This is a genomic window from Pseudomonas sp. NFPP28 (assembly GCF_900115535.1).
Taxonomy (GTDB): Bacteria; Pseudomonadota; Gammaproteobacteria; order Pseudomonadales; family Pseudomonadaceae; genus Aquipseudomonas; species Aquipseudomonas extremorientalis.
Map to the genome: position 1 here is coordinate 429670 of NZ_FOWT01000006.1, position 14616 is coordinate 444285.

The following is a 14616-nucleotide window of genomic DNA, read 5'->3' on the forward strand; positions in this document are numbered from 1 at the left end:
ACGGTGCGATGATCCCCGGAAATTTATGTGTCGGGGGACATATTTCATGGAGTGCAAGTGTAAGAAATATTGGCAGGTGGGGCTGCCCTGTCCGACGGGGCAACCGGTGTCTGCGCTCACTGACGCGTCAGCCCAGGCAACGACAGCCCAAGAGCATACAAGCCCTCGTGGTATCGTTTTCGGTGTCGATCCCCAGGCTCATGGCACCCGAGGGGGCGTCCCGATCCCGGGGTATGACGCCCCGGGACTTGCCCTCAAACCCCCGCGCGACCCGTCGCTGTCATTGATCGCATTGAGTGGTATTGACCCCTCGGGGCCGTTGATGGCTGAAGTCCCTCCCGTGATGAACAACAGCCCCTTCACCCGCACTCAGGTATTGGTTGGCTGGCGCATAGGGTTTGCCAACCGTTACGTTGGACCCGGTGCAAGCGAGGTCGTCGACCACAGTCCTGCTTTCCTACAAGCCCTGGATACCTTGCGCTCGGCGGGCGCGCAACTGGTGGCGCTGGATGCCTTGCGAGTTGACAGGGCCAATCCATTCGTTGCGTATACTCGCAATGAGATCGATGAGCGCGTCGGTGAGCAAAGTCTTGATGCCCTTGTGTCCGAAAGTAAAAGCGCAGCGTTTCATGGCGCGTGCGCCAGCGGGTATCCCGGAGCATGCGAGCTGCTTGAGGACGGGACGAAACTGTGGTTTTACGGTGCTCGTTGGGCCGGTGACCGCATACTGGTACTGGTTCGGTTCTATCGTCGGTTACTGAAAGATTCCTTGCGGATGCCTACATCGAGTAGTGAATGATCGGACCCCGGAGCAGGATTAGCCTCAACGGTTGTCCACGGGGGACTTCTTAGACTGATGTCGGGTTATCGACCGATAGCCTGACATTCAGTCAAGTAGTGAGGCAGTTTATGACCGGACCGATTATCGCAGGCGGATTAACAGACGGTGTGCTGCAGGCACTTTTGAATCAGCCGCAAGGCTTCAAGAGTGCCTTTCAAATGTCAGAGGAAATGGCAAAAGGCCAAGCCACTTCAGAATCGCTGGTTAACGACTCGCTGAAACAAATCGCCAATATTGATCGCGGGTTGCAAGGTGGCAACGCGTTTATAGAAATCAACCCCGATGCCCGCAAGCAGGCGCAAATGCGCGATCAGGAGCGTGCCAGAGGCATCACTCGTGGATATCTACACGGCGTTCCGGTTGCGTTGAAAGACGTTTTTGAAACCAAGGACCGTATGCAGACAAGTGCAGGTTCCAAGGCATTGGTAGGCGCACCGGCGCCAAAGAACGCCAAGGTAGTGGACAAATTGCTGAAGGCTGGTTCGGTGGTTGTGGGTAAAACCAACATGAGTGAATTTTCCAACTTCCGCTCTGAATTTCCCGTTGATGGGTGGAGTTCCCGAGGTGGCCAGACGCTCAACCCTCATCGGTTGGGAGGCCAGGTGGCTGGGTCGAGTTCCGGTTCTGCTGTTGCGGTTGCCCAAGGGCTTGTTGCTGTGGCGTTAGGGGTGGAAACCAGTGGTTCGATCATTACCCCGGCGGCCTACAACGGTGTTTTCGGTCTGAAAACCACGGTTGGACTGGTCAGTACCGAGGGTGTCATGATCAGTTCACGTATGGATACGGTAGGCACCTTCACACGTATTGTCCGGGATGCGGCAGAGGTACTCAACGCAATGACCGAAAGCAAGCGCTACACTGAAGGCCTGCGGTCTGATGCCTTGAAAGGCAAGAGAATTGGCTACACACCGCTGCCTGAACTGTCTGAAGAGGATGCCAAAGACCCAGCGAAACGGGCAGACCGAAAACACTATGAGGCTGCAATAAAAGTGTTGAAGGATAGGGGCGCTATCTTGGTTCCGGTCGGACAATTGGATGAAGGCATTACTGAACAAAACTACAAGGACTATAACGAAGCGTTGTTTGCAGACGTCAAACAACAACTGGAAAATTACCTGGCAGGTCGGGAGGGGTTGCCGGTCAAGTCGATCTCGGAAGTGATAGCTTTCAACAAACGTCACTTGCAGCCAGGAGAGCCTGACCAGAAGCTTCTGGAAATCATCAACGATCTGAAAGTGACCCAGGAGAGGCGCGATCAGTTGTGGCAGGATATCGTTCCGATTTTCCAGAAAATCATCGATGATCCCATCAAAGAACACAAACTCGATGCCATGGTGTCGAACTTTCTTTCTCACAACTATTATTACGCCGCCGCCGCGGGCTACCCGGGCATGTCCATCCCGTCCGGGATGGATGATGAAGGTATGCCGACAGCGCTCTATTTATATGGCACAGCTAAAAGTGAAGCGACCTTACTCTCGGCTGCTTATGTCTATGAACAAGCTTCCCCGTCGATCAAGGAACCCGCCTTTCTTCCGGGGACGCCCTTCTCGCCAGCACCCGTTGATACAGGCGCCACTATAGAGGAACCTACAAACCTCGCATAAGGTTGATTCAACCTCTGCTGGCAGATGCACAGCAGAGGTCCGTCTCCCTTGATCAACTCGAACCGTAGCGTAAGGCGGGTTTGCGATGTGACAGGTTTGGCCCCAGGGCCAGGGGCCCAAATTGATGCGCCGGGCACTGCAACTGCAGGCCTGAAGCGCTACACACCATTAGGTTGTGGCGTTGGTGAGTCAAGTGATGACGAAGTTGCGCCGATCAACCGAGAGATGATCCCTTGCGCCGCGTGTTCGGTTGTGGCGGTGTCAAAGCGGCGCGCACTCATCCCCCACCCCGGCGCAAACCCCGGGAAGAACGCCAGCCCTTCAGCTTCCAACCGAAACGCCAATGCCAGGCGGGTTTCATCCCCCACGTCGTATTGATTTTCAAACTGTTGAACCGCTTCGACCGCCACGCCGGCCTGAATAGCCAGGTGTTCCCTGCTCCAGCCCAGCATCGCGCGCGCTTGCACGCTGTGTTTGGCGGTGAATTGATGCAGGACGATCTGCTGTTCTACGAAAGAGCTCATTGCCAGAGAGGACATGGGTTTTCTCCAGGATTCGACGGGGGAGGGCAAACTATACTGTGTTTTTGTACAGTTGTTTTGACCGCTCATCAACTGGATGTTCAACGACCCGTTATTCCACCCCTGGCGCCTCGCGAATGATCAGGTGATCCAGGTTCTCGATATTCGCGCTGAACACCCCGAACGTCTGCTCGGGGTTTTTCTTGCTCGGCACCTGTTTCAGCTCCGGCGTCACCCCATAGAAGAAGCAGTACAACGCCCGCTCACTGTCCACCGCCGCCTTGATCTGCTCCAGGAATGCCTTGCGCTTGCGGTAGTTTTCGATGAGTTTCTTGCTCAGGTAGACGTTGACCGAGTAGGGCTTCTTGTCGAGCCACGCCTTCTTTTCGAAATCGATGCGAAAGCTGCTGGTGTAGTCCTTGATTTCCTTGATCTTGCCCCAGTAGATCAGGCCCTTGTTGTCCTGCAGGTATTCGATCTTCTTGAAGAACGTCCAGTAGGTGGCGGTGTGGTCGCCGATCTTCAACGGCATGGACTTGAGTTTGTCCTTGTCGTCGATGTTGGACACATAGCATTCCACCGGGTGGGCGAACACGCTGGTTTTGTCTGGTGTGGTGTCGCTGGCGCCGTGGGAAACGGAGTTGCGGTCTGAGGGGGTCTTGGTTGGTTCTAGTGGCATGCTTCCTTCGGTGCCCGCCAACGGGATCTTGCGCTCGTACTGGCGGCGTGTGAGGACAAATTCCGATGGGAAATTGTCCTCACGCTCGTCATCACTTTCGCCGGCGGTGGTCTTGTGCGTGCTGGCGTAGCGGCAGCCATCGATGTGTTGGGTGCCGGTCTTGTTCTTGAAGTGCGGCGTGCGCAGGTAATTGACGTTTTTGGCGTTGAAGGTGCTCAGGGTATTGTTGGTATCAAACGCTGCCCGGCATTCGTCGTTGGGGCACAGGAAGCGATCTCTGTCGGAATCGAAGTCGGCGGTTTCGTCGAAATTCAGGTCTCGTACGTCGTAGATCGACAGCTTGTCATCGAGACTCAGGCTGTAGGCCGTATCGAATTTCATGGGGCGCTGGTCCGTGGGAGGTTTCGCTATTAATAGCGGGATCCTGGGTAAATATCAGCAAGAACCTGCTACCCGTCGTCCACTCAAGAAACACAAGGTGCCACCTACCGCAGTCAGTGCCCCCAACGCATAGAACATGCTGGCCGGCGTGGCATTGATCAACAGATAGCCGCAAATCACTGGGCTCATTGCCCCGCCAAATGCCGCCAGGTTCTGCGCACCGTAGTAACTGCCGCGCAGCGCATCAGGTGCGATGGTGTCGATAAACAGGAACTCGGAGGGGTAGATGATCATCTCGCCCAGGGTGAACACGAACATTGCCAGGCACCAGGTGACCAGGCTGTTTGCGAGGCTGAAACCGATAAGCCCGGCAATGAACAGCAACGTACCTAGCACGATCCAATAGCGCAGTTGCTCACGCTTGAGGAAACGGCCGATCTGGTACTGCATCAAAATCACAGTGATGGCATTGCAGGCCAGTACCGCAGACAGAATCTTCAGCGCCTCGGCAGGTTTGTAGGCTACGAGCAAAAACTGCGACAGATACAAGGTGTAGCGCCCATGGACAATGGTGCTCAGCAGGCTGCCGCTGGTGAACAGAATCAGCGTGCGGTCGTTGCGCAAGGTGCGCAGGGTGATGAGGAAACTCAAGGGCTTGTTGCTGTCATCCCGTTGGGTGGGCGGGATGCCAATCATCAGGAACAGGCTGCCAAAGGCGATCGCGCTGGCGATCAGGAACGGTGCCAGTTGCATATGGCCGGCAATCACGACGCCGACCATCGGGCCTGTGGCGTAGCCGACGTTGGTCAGTGTGTAGCGCAGGGAAAACACCTTGGCACGCTCGCCCACCGGCAGGTTCTCGCTGATGATGGCTTTTGAGCCAATCAGGAACAGCGCCGACGCCGCTTCGGTGATGACCAGGGTCAGGGTGGTCAGGTAGAGGTTGCTGGCAAAGGTCAGCAATAGAAAACCGATGGAGCTGGACAGCATGGCCAGGATCAGCAGCTTGCGCTTTTCCAGGCGGTCGATGATGTAGCCACCGTACAGGCCCAGTAATGTCGCGATAAACACCGCGATGCCCATCAGCAAGCCGATGTCCTGCTGGTTCAGGCCCAGGCGGGTACTCAGCAACAGGGCCAGCAACGGGCTGGTCATGGCGCGGCTGACCACGATGGTCACCGAGCAAATCATCAGGCGGCGGATTACCAGGGAGTAGGTGGCCACGGTGGGGCGGGTGTCCTTGTTATCTTTGTGGACAACGAAAATCCAGGGTGGGAGGGGGCTTGCCCCCGATGGCGGTGGCTCAGTCACCAGATGCTTGGCTGATAGACCGCTATCGGGAGCAAGCCCCCTCCCACATTGTTCAGATCGAGTTATTGGCCGGAGTTGATGGTGATTTTTTCGACCGCACCTTGCTCCAGGTCCCACTTCTTCAGAATCTTGCCGTAGGTCCCATCATCGATCATGCCTTGCAACGCTTCACTGATCGCCGTGACCAATTCCGTGTTGCTCTTCTCAATCCCAAGCCCGGTGAACTGCTTGGAAATCGCCAGGCCCACCGGCTTGTACTTGCCTTTATCCAGCGACATCAGATAAGGAATGGTCTCGCTGCCCTGCATCGCCGCGTCCAGGCGGTTCTGTTGCAACTGCGCCCGTGCATCCGCCGAGCCCTCAGTGCCGATCACCACGATCGCCGGTTTACCCGCCGCTTCGCAGTTTTCCTTGCTCCACGCGGCAATTTCCGACGGCCAGGTGGTACGGCGGCTGGTGCCGACTTTTTTACCGCACAGGTCGGTCAATTCCTTGAGGTCGTCACGCTTGGCCAGGGTGTACAGCTGCGGGCCGCTGGTGAAGTAGTCGATGAAGGTCACCGCTTTCTGGCGCTCGGCGGTGTCGGTCATGCCCGACAGCACAATGTCCACGCGCTTGGTGGTCAGGCCGCTGAGCATCTGCTCGAAGCCGGTTTCCTGCCACTTGATCTTCACGCCCAGGCGCTCGGCGAGGGCGTTGCCCAGGTCGAAATCCAGGCCGGTGATCTTGTTGGTGGCCGGGTCCTTGAAGTCCATCGGCGGGTAGTTCGGCACGATGGCCGCGCTGATCTCACCCTTGTCCTTGATTGCCGCCGGCAATGCCGCGAAAACAACGGAAGAGGCCATCAGGCCTGCGAGCAACGTGGGGATAACTATTTTCGTCATGGAGGCGTTCTCGTTTGTTTTTTAGTTAAGTGCGAACGGCAGAAATAAAGCTTTGGGTACGCGGGTTTTGTGGGCTTATTAGAATTTCTTCGGGGCTGCCGGCTTCCACAATCTGGCCGGCATCCATAAACACCATGCGGTTGGAGACCTCGCGGGCGAAGCCCAACTCATGGGTGACCACGATCATGGTCATGCCAGTGGTGGCCAGGTCGCGCATCACCGACAGCACTTCTCCTACCAGCTCCGGGTCGAGGGCTGACGTCGGTTCGTCAAACAGCATCAGCTTGGGGCGCATCGCCAGCGCACGGGCGATCGCCACACGCTGTTGTTGCCCGCCGGACAACTCCACCGGATAGGCATTGCGTTTGTCCGCCAGGCCGACGCGGGCCAGCAACTCCAGGGCGTCCTCGGTGGCTTCCTTGGGCGAACGCTTGAGTACCTGGCACGGGCCTTCGATGATGTTTTGCAGCACGGTCATGTGCGGGAACAAATTGAAACGCTGGAACACCATGCCGGTGGCCAGGCGCTGGCGGGCAATCTGCGATTCATTCATCTCATGCAGCTTGTTGCCGACCACGCGGTAACCCACCAGTTCGCCGTCGACCCACAGGCCGCCCTTGTCGATTTTTTCCAACTGGTTGACGCAGCGCAGCAGGGTGCTTTTACCTGAGCCGGACGGGCCGATGATGCACATCACTTCGCCTTGCTCGACCTCGATATTGATGTCGCGCAGCGCGTGATACTGGTCGTAGTACTTGTTCAGGTTGACGGCCTTGACGATGCTTCTCATGGGGCAATTCTCCTCGACCCAGACTTACGAACGCTTGCCGGCGCCGCGGGCAAAGCGGCGCTCGAGGCGGCTTTGGCCAAATGAAAGAACAGTCACCACCGCCAGGTACCAGATGCCGGCCACAATCAGCAGTTCCATGACCCGGGCGTTGGCGTAATAGATGTTTTGCGCGTTGTGCAGCAGTTCCGAATACTGGATCACGCTGGCCAGGCTGGTCATTTTCACCATGCTGATGAACTCGTTGCCTACAGGCGGAATGATCACCCGCATGGCCTGCGGCAGAATGATCCTACGCAGTGCTTGCAGGCTCGGCATGCCGATGGACTTGGCGGCTTCATACTGGCCGGTGTCGACCGAGAGCAAACCGGCGCGCACCACTTCGGCGGTGTACGCACCCTGGTTGATACTCAGGCCCAGCAGGGCAGCCACGAACGGCGTCATCAGGTCGACGGTGTCGATGCTGAACACGCCGGGAATCGCGATCACCGGGAAGATCAACGCCAGGTTGAACCACAGCAGCAGTTGCAGGATCAGCGGCGTACCCCGGAACAGCCAGGTGTAGGTGATGGCCACATAGCGCAGGATCGGGTTGGCCGACATACGCATGATCGCCGTGATCACCCCGATCACCACGCCCAGCACCATGGCCAGGATCGACATGACGATGGTGTTGACCAAGCCCCAGAGGATGGCCTCAGACGTGAGGAACTGCCCGATGTAGGACCATTCGATCTGGCCGTTGGCGAAGGCACGCAGCAATGCAGCCAACACGATCACGATCAACGTGGCAAAGAACATCCGCCCGTAATAACGACGCGGCACGTGTTCGTACTGCGTGATATCGAACTGGTTCTCGGACAACTTGCGCTCGGCTGCCAAGCGCTCGGCCGGGGTTTGGTTCATGGTGAATCTCCAAAACTTACAACGCTCTAACTACTGTACGCGGTCCAAATGTGGGAGCTGGCTTGCCTGCGAAGACGCCCGCCCAAACACCGCAGATTTAAATCCGGAACCCCTGATAACTCTCTGCCCACTGCTGTTGAGCCGCTAATGCGGACTTCAACCGCCCAATCTGCTCCCGAACCCGCTCCGGCGCTGTTCCACCCCACCCACTGCGCGCCGCAATCGCCGCTTCCAGGGTCAGGCAGTCGCGCACTTCTGGTGTGAGTCGTGCATCCACCTCCGCTAACATCGCCGGCGAGGCTTCCCACAACTCAATCTCATGCTTCTCACAGGCCTGCACCAACGCGCCGGTGATCTCGTGGGCCTCTTTAAACGGCACGCCACGGGTGGCCAACCAATCCGCCACCTCAGTCGCCAAGGTGAAGCCCATCGGCGCCTGACGCCGCAGCTCTTGTACCTGCACCTTCATGGTCGCAACCATTCCGGCCATCGCCGGCAACACCAGCAGCAATGTATCCACGCTGTCCAACACGCTGTGCTTGTCTTCACTCAAATCACGGTTGTACGACAGCGGCAATGATTTGAGCGTCGACATCAAGCCGGTCAGGTTGCCAATCAAGCGCCCAGCCTTGCCGCGCGCCAATTCGGCAATGTCCGGGTTCTTTTTCTGCGGCATGATCGAGCTGCCGGTAGCGTAGGCATCGTCCAGCACCACCCAGCGAAATTGCCGCGAGGACCACAGGCAAAACTCTTCGGACAGGCGCGAAATATTCACCCCGAGCATGCCCGCCACAAACAGGAACTCCGCTACATGGTCACGGCTGGCGACGGCGTCGATGGAGTTTTCGCACGGCCCGGTGTAGCCCATTTCCCTGGCCGAATGCTCCGGTTGCCGCGCAATCGCCGAACCCGCCATTGCCGCCGCACCCAGTGGCGACAACGCCGTGCGCGCATCCCAATCCACCAGGCGTTGCACATCGCGCAACATCGACTGGGCATGCGCCAGCAAGTGGTGGGCGAACACAATGGGTTGCGCCTGCTGCAAGTGCGTGAAGCCCGGGCAGATGCTTTCCACATGCTGCTCAGCCTGTTCCACCAACGCCTGTTGCAAGCCCAACACCTCGGTGGTGATGGTGCGCGCATGGTCGCGTAGGAAAAGGCGCAGGTCATTGGCCGTCTGGTCGTTGCGCGAACGCCCGGCACGCAACTTGCCACCCAGGGCGCCGAGGCGTTCGGTCAGTACGCGTTCGATGAAGGTGTGCACGTCCTCGTCATCCAGGGTCGGATGCAGCGTGCCGGCGGCGAAATCTGCGCCAATACCGTCCAGCGCGTCGAGGGTGCGCAGGGTCTCCGACTCATCCAGCAAACCGGCGCGCTGTAATTCACGGGCATGGGCACGGGAGCCGGCCAGGTCGTAGGGTGTCAGGCGGAAATAGCGCTCAGGGCAACGCGACAACGCGGCCAATGCAGCAGACGGGCCGGTCTTGAAACGAGCGCCCCAAAGGCGGTCGGTGGGCTGGGACATGGTTGTTCCTCACGCTTGTTTTTAGAAGAGTCGGAGGCAGTAAAAATAAGTTTTCAACTAGACTGAACCAGCGTCTGACGCGCCGTATTCAAGGTTGCCAAGGGCGGATGTTTATGTTCATTATCGCCGCCTGGCTATGTTCAAGGATTGGGTTGAAGCCTGTTGAATATGGCACTTGAGGTCAACGCGTATTATGGAAACCCCACTTTCCACTTCTGGAAACCTGCTACCCAAACCCGGCACAAGACCGCCCCTGCAGTTGAGCGGGCTGGACTTCAAACTGCTGCGCGTGTTCATGGCCGTGGTCGAAGCCGGCGGCTTCAGTGCCGCGCAAAACGAGCTGAACGTGGGCCTGGCGGCGATCAGCAAACAGATCTCCGACCTTGAGATTCGCATCGGCATGCGCCTGTGCACTCGGGGTCGCGAAGGGTTTGGGCTGACCGAAGAAGGCAAGTTGGTGTATCAGGCATCCATCGAGTTATTTACCTCGGTGGACAGTTTTCGCGACAAGCTTAGTTCGGCGCAGAATGAGCTTATTGGCGACCTTAGTGTGGGCGTAATTGATAACACCGTGTCCGACGTTAATTCCCCGCTTATTGCCGCGTTGGGGAAATTACATAGCGAATCGCCGAAAATTAGATTGCGCCTACATGCTTCACAACTGGACGAAGTTGAACGCGGCGTGGTGGAGGGACGCTTGATCGTAGGCATCGTGCCGGTGTACCAGCGCCGCGAAGAATTCGATTATTTCCCGCTGTATGAAGAAAAGGCCCACGCTTACTGTGCTGTAGGACATCCACTCTTCGAGGCGAACGACATCACGCCCGAGGTCTTGCGCCAATACGAAGTGGTTAACCACCGGTATGCGATCCATCGTGACAAGGCCAACTTCGTCAACTATGACAGCCAGTCCGCCTCGGCCTCACAAGTCGAAGCCGTCGCGATCCTGATCCTTACTGGCCGTTTCCTCGGCTTCTTGCCCGAACACTACGCCACGCCCTTGGTAAGAGAAGGGCGCCTACGGGCATTGTGCCCTGAGCAAGTTCACCTGAGCACGGCCTTCAACCTGATCCTGCGCCACAACGCCCCACGCAGCCCGATGGTAAAAGCCTTCGCCACAGCCTTGGGCGTAGACCTTAAAGCCACGGCATAACACTCAAGCCGAACACCGTCCCTCCGAGCGACAGCGATCAACTGTGGGAGCTGTCGAGCCCCAGCGAGGCTGCGAAGGGATCGCCTCGGTCTCCTGCCGGCCCCTCAACTCGGATGGCTGCCCTTTAGGTTGTTATCGTTCTCAAATGAAATGGCTGATTTGTTAGCAAATTTTAGAGCGCGTTAGCGTTTTCGCACTCGCAAAATTATCGTTTTCGCCTACTATCCCCCAATAGTTATCGTTTTTTATCGTTCGTTAGGGGATTCGACCATGCAGGTAGGCTTCAAGGCGCTCGCTGACCGCTACCGTATCTCGCTGGCACAGCCACTGCGCGTCGAATCGGCAATCGGTACGACCCGCATGAGCCACGAGAGCAATGGACATGTCGAGCGTAAGTATCCACTCAGCTACCAACCCTCGGACGACTTCGCTGGGCATTTCGAGTTCGGGCTCAAGTACGAAGAAATTCACCTCGAATTCTTCGCTCGCCTATTTGCTGCAGCCGGCCCTGAGCCCGTCGAAGCCTGGTGCCGGCAAACGCCTTTTGGTCAATATGCCCGCCGCACCGGATTCCTGTACGAGTGGTTAACCGGACTGCACCTTGATGTACCAGATGTTACCAATGGCGGCTATGTCGATGCTGTTTCATCACAGCATTACCTGACCCGAGTTGAGCCTTTGCGTATAAGGCGTTGGCGCATCAACGATAATCTTCCCGGCGTACCTGCGTTCTCTCCCTTGATCCGTCGCACCGAAGCCGTGCAAGAAGCGTTGCAGTTTGATCTGGGCGCAGCACTGGGGGAGCTGAACCAGACCTTTGGCGCTGATATCCTGATGCGCACGGCGAGTTGGCTGACGTTCAAGGAGTCGCGTGCCAGCTTTTTGATCGAGAGAGAGGCAGACAAAGCCGACAGGATCCAGCGGTTTGCCCACGTGATCGCCAAGTACTGTGGTCACATCGAGAATCCGTTGAGTAATGAAAGCCTGCACACCTTGCAAGCCGGTATTTTGGGGGAAGAGGCGCTAGGGCTGGGCTTACGGCACTCACCGGTCTTCGTGGGGCAGGCCACTATGCGCGAGGACATCGTGCACTACATTGCGCCGCCATTTGAGGTGCTAATGCAATTGCTCGACGGCTTGAAAGCATTCGAGTTGGCAACACGGGGCGCTGAGCCGCTGGCCCGGACCGCTGTAATCGCTTTCGCTTTTGTCTATATCCACCCTATGCGAGACGGCAATGGTCGGATCCATCGCTTTCTGATCAACGATACCTTGATCCGTGATAAGGCGGTGCCTGAAGGCGTAATCTTGCCAGTGTCGGCCACAATCACAAGTTCGATTGATTTCCGGGCACGTTACGATCGTACGCTGGAGGCATTTTCGCGGCCATTCATGCAACGCTACGCTGGCTCCTATCGATTTGGAGAACTTGTAGTCTACGAGGACGGAACCCGCAGCAATCTGGTCTTCGATGACTACGACGATGCGCAATTCGCGTGGCGCTACCCAGACTTGACCGACCAAGTCTTGTATACGGCACAGGTAGTGGCGCACACGGTTCGTATAGAGATGGCTGATGAAGCGCGTGTGTTGGTCATCTTTCAGCGCGCCCAGGAACGGCTAAAAGAAGTGCTGGAAATGCCTGACCAGGACGCAAACCGAGTCATTCGCTCGTTAAAGGAAAATGGCTGGCAGGTATCGGGGAAATTGAAGAAAGCTTATCCGCAGCTGGAAGTGATTCACCTAGCCGAACGGGTTGTGGAAGCGGTGCGATCCGCATTTGAAGATCAAGAATTGGGTAGCGGGGACGATTGATCGGAATGGGCCATCCGCGCACTGGCACCCCATGCTAGTGCGCGACCCACGGTCTACCCGCCAACCCCACCCACCCGCATCACCGCTGCAACCGAGCCCGCTTCTTCTTCGCATGAAAATGCCGAAAATGCGCATCCTGCGCCGCCGCCAGCAATTCCCGATCCCCACGCGTATCGCCCCAGGCACGCAGCCGATACTCGCCCAAATCCCCGTACACCGCCTCAAGCCGCAACACCTTGTTCTCACACCGGCAATTATTCCCGGTGAGCTTGCCGGTCAACACCCCGTCGACCACCTCAAGCTCCGTACCGATCAACTTGATCCCCAGCCGATTGGCAAACGGCTGCAACACCAATGCCGGCGACGCCGAACACAGCGTGACCTCCGCCCCGGAGCCCAACTCCTGCTCCACCGACAGCACCCCTGTCGGCCGCATCAGCCGCGCCCAGGTCTTCTGGCAATACTCCTCGGCCTTCTGCTGCACCCACGCTTTCTCCACCCCGGTCATAAAGGTGCGGATCAACTGCGCCTTCAACTCATCCCGGCTGATCTGCCGCACCAGAAAGCGCAGCCCCGGCACCGCCAGCTTGACCATCCGGCCGTAGAACTCACCGGGGCCAAAGGCAAACTTGAGGAAGGGCACGAAACTGTCGTGGTGGGTCAGGGTGCCGTCGAAGTCAAAGACGGAAAGTACTTTGGCGTCAGCGGGGCCGGCTTCGAGCATGTCTGGGTTCACGGGTTGGCCTCGGTCCTATCGGGTATCTTTTGAGTGTGCATCAGGTGTGACAGCGGGAGTCTACTCCCGTGCCAATCTTCCGACCCTGGCGTAAAGCCCCTCGTTGAAGACGTCCCGGTCACTCGACCGGTGACAACACTGATGGCAATTGGGGCACAAGGCTACAGCATTGGTGATGCGATCCGAACCCTTCGGGGCGAGGAGGTCAGCCTGATGTGCTTCAAAAAGTGGCAATTCACCGCGCACAAAAAAGCCCTGAACACGTCAGGGCTTCATGGGGTTGCTTGGCTCAGGAATCAATCCCAGCTCAGCGCGCCGCCAGTCTGGTATTCGATCACACGGGTCTCGAAGAAGTTCTTCTCTTTCTTCAAGTCCATAATCTCGCTCATCCACGGGAACGGGTTAGTCGTCCCTGGGTACTCTTCCTTCAACCCAATCTGCGACAGACGACGGTTAGCGATGAACTTGAGGTAATCCTCCATCATCGCCGCATTCATGCCCAACACCCCACGCGGCATGGTGTCGCGAGCGTATTCGATCTCCAGTTGAGTCCCTTGCAGGATCATCTGGGTCGCTTCTTCCTTCATCTCGGCATCCCACAGGTGTGGGTTTTCGATTTTGATCTGGTTGATCACATCGATACCGAAGTTCAGGTGCATCGACTCGTCACGTAGGATGTACTGGAACTGCTCGGCCACACCGGTCATTTTGTTGCGACGGCCCATGGACAGGATCTGGGTGAAGCCGCAATAGAAGAAGATGCCTTCCAATACGCAGTAGTAGGCGACCAGGTTGCGCAGCAGTTCCTTGTCGGTTTCGACGGTGCCGGTTTCGAACTTCGGATCGGAGATCGAGCGGGTGTACTTCAGGCCCCAGGCGGCCTTTTTGGCGACCGATGGGATCTCGTGGTACATGTTGAAGATTTCGCCTTCATCCATGGCCAACGATTCGATGCAGTACTGGTAGGCGTGGGTGTGGATCGCTTCTTCGAAGGCCTGGCGCAGGATGTACTGGCGGCACTCCGGGTTGGTGATCAGGCGGTACACGGCCAGCACCAGGTTGTTGGCGACCAGGGAGTCGGCGGTGGAGAAGAAGCCGAGGTTGCGCATGACGATGCGGCGTTCGTCGTCGGTCAGGCCTTCGGGGTTTTTCCACAGGGCGATGTCGGCGGTCATGTTGACCTCTTGCGGCATCCAGTGGTTGGCGCAGCCGTCGAGGTACTTCTGCCAGGCCCAGTCGTACTTGAACGGCACGAGTTGGTTGAGGTCGGCGCGGCAGTTGATCATGCGCTTTTCGTCAACGGCGACGCGGGCGGAGGCGCCTTCGAGTTCGGCGAGGCCTTCGGCGACGTCGAGTTTGTCCAGCGCAGCCTTGGCGCGGACGATGGCGGCGGAGTCGTTGGCGGTCACGTTACGGGCTTCCAGCGCAGCCGCGGCGCCGGCACCGTCGAGGCGGTCCATGTTGGCTTCG

The 14616-nt window shown here is 57.7% G+C and carries 13 protein-coding genes; 4 read left to right on the top strand and 9 right to left on the bottom strand.

The window, feature by feature from the left end:
- Positions 1–322: 322 nt before the first annotated feature.
- The gene (locus BM110_RS29895) at positions 323–799 is read left to right on the top strand and encodes a hypothetical protein (RefSeq protein WP_256575438.1); all 477 of its coding nucleotides are present in this window, start codon (positions 323–325) and stop codon (positions 797–799) included.
- Positions 800–909: 110 nt separating this feature from the next.
- A complete protein-coding gene (locus BM110_RS18470; protein WP_256575439.1) occupies positions 910–2448 on the top strand; it encodes an amidase family protein in 1539 nt (512 codons plus the stop codon).
- Positions 2449–2606: 158 nt separating this feature from the next.
- On the opposite strand, the gene BM110_RS18475 is transcribed toward BM110_RS18470, so the two are convergent.
- The 7 genes from BM110_RS18475 to argH form a co-directional block, all read right to left on the bottom strand.
- Positions 2607–2987: a helix-turn-helix domain-containing protein gene (locus BM110_RS18475; protein ID WP_092247114.1), complete on the bottom strand. Its 381-nt coding sequence runs from the start codon at positions 2985–2987 to the stop codon at positions 2607–2609.
- A 94-nt stretch (positions 2988–3081) separates the two neighbouring features.
- Complete coding sequence (locus tag BM110_RS18480) at positions 3082–4029, bottom strand: hypothetical protein (RefSeq protein WP_092247117.1); 948 nt, start codon at positions 4027–4029, stop codon at positions 3082–3084.
- A gap of 54 nt (positions 4030–4083) precedes the next feature.
- Positions 4084–5253, bottom strand: coding sequence for an MFS transporter (locus BM110_RS18485; protein ID WP_092247120.1), 1170 nt, complete (start codon positions 5251–5253; stop codon positions 4084–4086).
- Between the two features lie 149 nt (positions 5254–5402).
- The gene (locus tag BM110_RS18490; protein ID WP_093513947.1) at positions 5403–6224 is read right to left on the bottom strand and encodes an ABC transporter substrate-binding protein; all 822 of its coding nucleotides are present in this window, start codon (positions 6222–6224) and stop codon (positions 5403–5405) included.
- Between the two features lie 25 nt (positions 6225–6249).
- On the bottom strand, positions 6250–7014 hold the full coding sequence (locus BM110_RS18495) for an amino acid ABC transporter ATP-binding protein (RefSeq protein ID WP_016974699.1): 765 nt from the start codon (positions 7012–7014) through the stop codon (positions 6250–6252).
- A gap of 24 nt (positions 7015–7038) precedes the next feature.
- On the bottom strand, positions 7039–7917 hold the full coding sequence (locus tag BM110_RS18500; protein ID WP_093513948.1) for an amino acid ABC transporter permease: 879 nt from the start codon (positions 7915–7917) through the stop codon (positions 7039–7041).
- Between the two features lie 97 nt (positions 7918–8014).
- Positions 8015–9442, bottom strand: a complete 1428-nt coding sequence (gene argH / locus BM110_RS18505) for an argininosuccinate lyase (protein WP_093513949.1) — start codon at positions 9440–9442, stop codon at positions 8015–8017.
- A gap of 193 nt (positions 9443–9635) precedes the next feature.
- Here argH and BM110_RS18510 point away from each other — a divergent pair, with 193 nt between their 5' ends.
- The gene (locus BM110_RS18510; RefSeq protein ID WP_093513950.1) at positions 9636–10595 is read left to right on the top strand and encodes a LysR family transcriptional regulator; all 960 of its coding nucleotides are present in this window, start codon (positions 9636–9638) and stop codon (positions 10593–10595) included.
- A gap of 270 nt (positions 10596–10865) precedes the next feature.
- Positions 10866–12410 carry a Fic family protein gene (locus BM110_RS18515; RefSeq protein WP_093513951.1) on the top strand — a complete coding sequence of 515 codons (1545 nt, stop codon included), beginning with the start codon at positions 10866–10868 and terminating at the stop codon, positions 12408–12410.
- A gap of 79 nt (positions 12411–12489) precedes the next feature.
- On the opposite strand, the gene BM110_RS18520 is transcribed toward BM110_RS18515, so the two are convergent.
- Together BM110_RS18520 and BM110_RS18530 are read right to left on the bottom strand one after the other, a co-directional pair.
- A complete protein-coding gene (locus tag BM110_RS18520; RefSeq protein WP_033901931.1) occupies positions 12490–13134 on the bottom strand; it encodes an HAD-IB family hydrolase in 645 nt (214 codons plus the stop codon).
- Between the two features lie 308 nt (positions 13135–13442).
- Positions 13443–14606, bottom strand: a complete 1164-nt coding sequence (locus BM110_RS18530) for a ribonucleotide-diphosphate reductase subunit beta (RefSeq protein ID WP_175538854.1) — start codon at positions 14604–14606, stop codon at positions 13443–13445.
- Between the last annotated feature and the right edge of the window lie 10 nt (positions 14607–14616).

What these genes read in the sequence shown, in the direction of transcription:
- BM110_RS18515 (WP_093513951.1), top strand. Translation starts at nt 10,866, where the DNA reads ATGCAGGTAGGCTTCAAGGCGCTCGCTGACCGCTACCGTATCTCGCTG.
- argH (WP_093513949.1), bottom strand. Translation starts at nt 9,442, where the DNA reads ATGTCCCAGCCCACCGACCGCCTTTGGGGCGCTCGTTTCAAGACCGGC.
- BM110_RS18490 (WP_093513947.1), bottom strand. Translation starts at nt 6,224, where the DNA reads ATGACGAAAATAGTTATCCCCACGTTGCTCGCAGGCCTGATGGCCTCT.
- BM110_RS18480 (WP_092247117.1), bottom strand. Translation starts at nt 4,029, where the DNA reads ATGAAATTCGATACGGCCTACAGCCTGAGTCTCGATGACAAGCTGTCG.
- BM110_RS18500 (WP_093513948.1), bottom strand. Translation starts at nt 7,917, where the DNA reads ATGAACCAAACCCCGGCCGAGCGCTTGGCAGCCGAGCGCAAGTTGTCC.
- BM110_RS18470 (WP_256575439.1), top strand. Translation starts at nt 910, where the DNA reads ATGACCGGACCGATTATCGCAGGCGGATTAACAGACGGTGTGCTGCAG.
- BM110_RS18475 (WP_092247114.1), bottom strand. Translation starts at nt 2,987, where the DNA reads ATGTCCTCTCTGGCAATGAGCTCTTTCGTAGAACAGCAGATCGTCCTG.
- BM110_RS18495 (WP_016974699.1), bottom strand. Translation starts at nt 7,014, where the DNA reads ATGAGAAGCATCGTCAAGGCCGTCAACCTGAACAAGTACTACGACCAG.
- BM110_RS29895 (WP_256575438.1), top strand. Translation starts at nt 323, where the DNA reads ATGGCTGAAGTCCCTCCCGTGATGAACAACAGCCCCTTCACCCGCACT.
- BM110_RS18520 (WP_033901931.1), bottom strand. Translation starts at nt 13,134, where the DNA reads ATGCTCGAAGCCGGCCCCGCTGACGCCAAAGTACTTTCCGTCTTTGAC.
- BM110_RS18510 (WP_093513950.1), top strand. Translation starts at nt 9,636, where the DNA reads ATGGAAACCCCACTTTCCACTTCTGGAAACCTGCTACCCAAACCCGGC.
- BM110_RS18530 (WP_175538854.1), bottom strand. Translation starts at nt 14,606, where the DNA reads ATGGACCGCCTCGACGGTGCCGGCGCCGCGGCTGCGCTGGAAGCCCGT.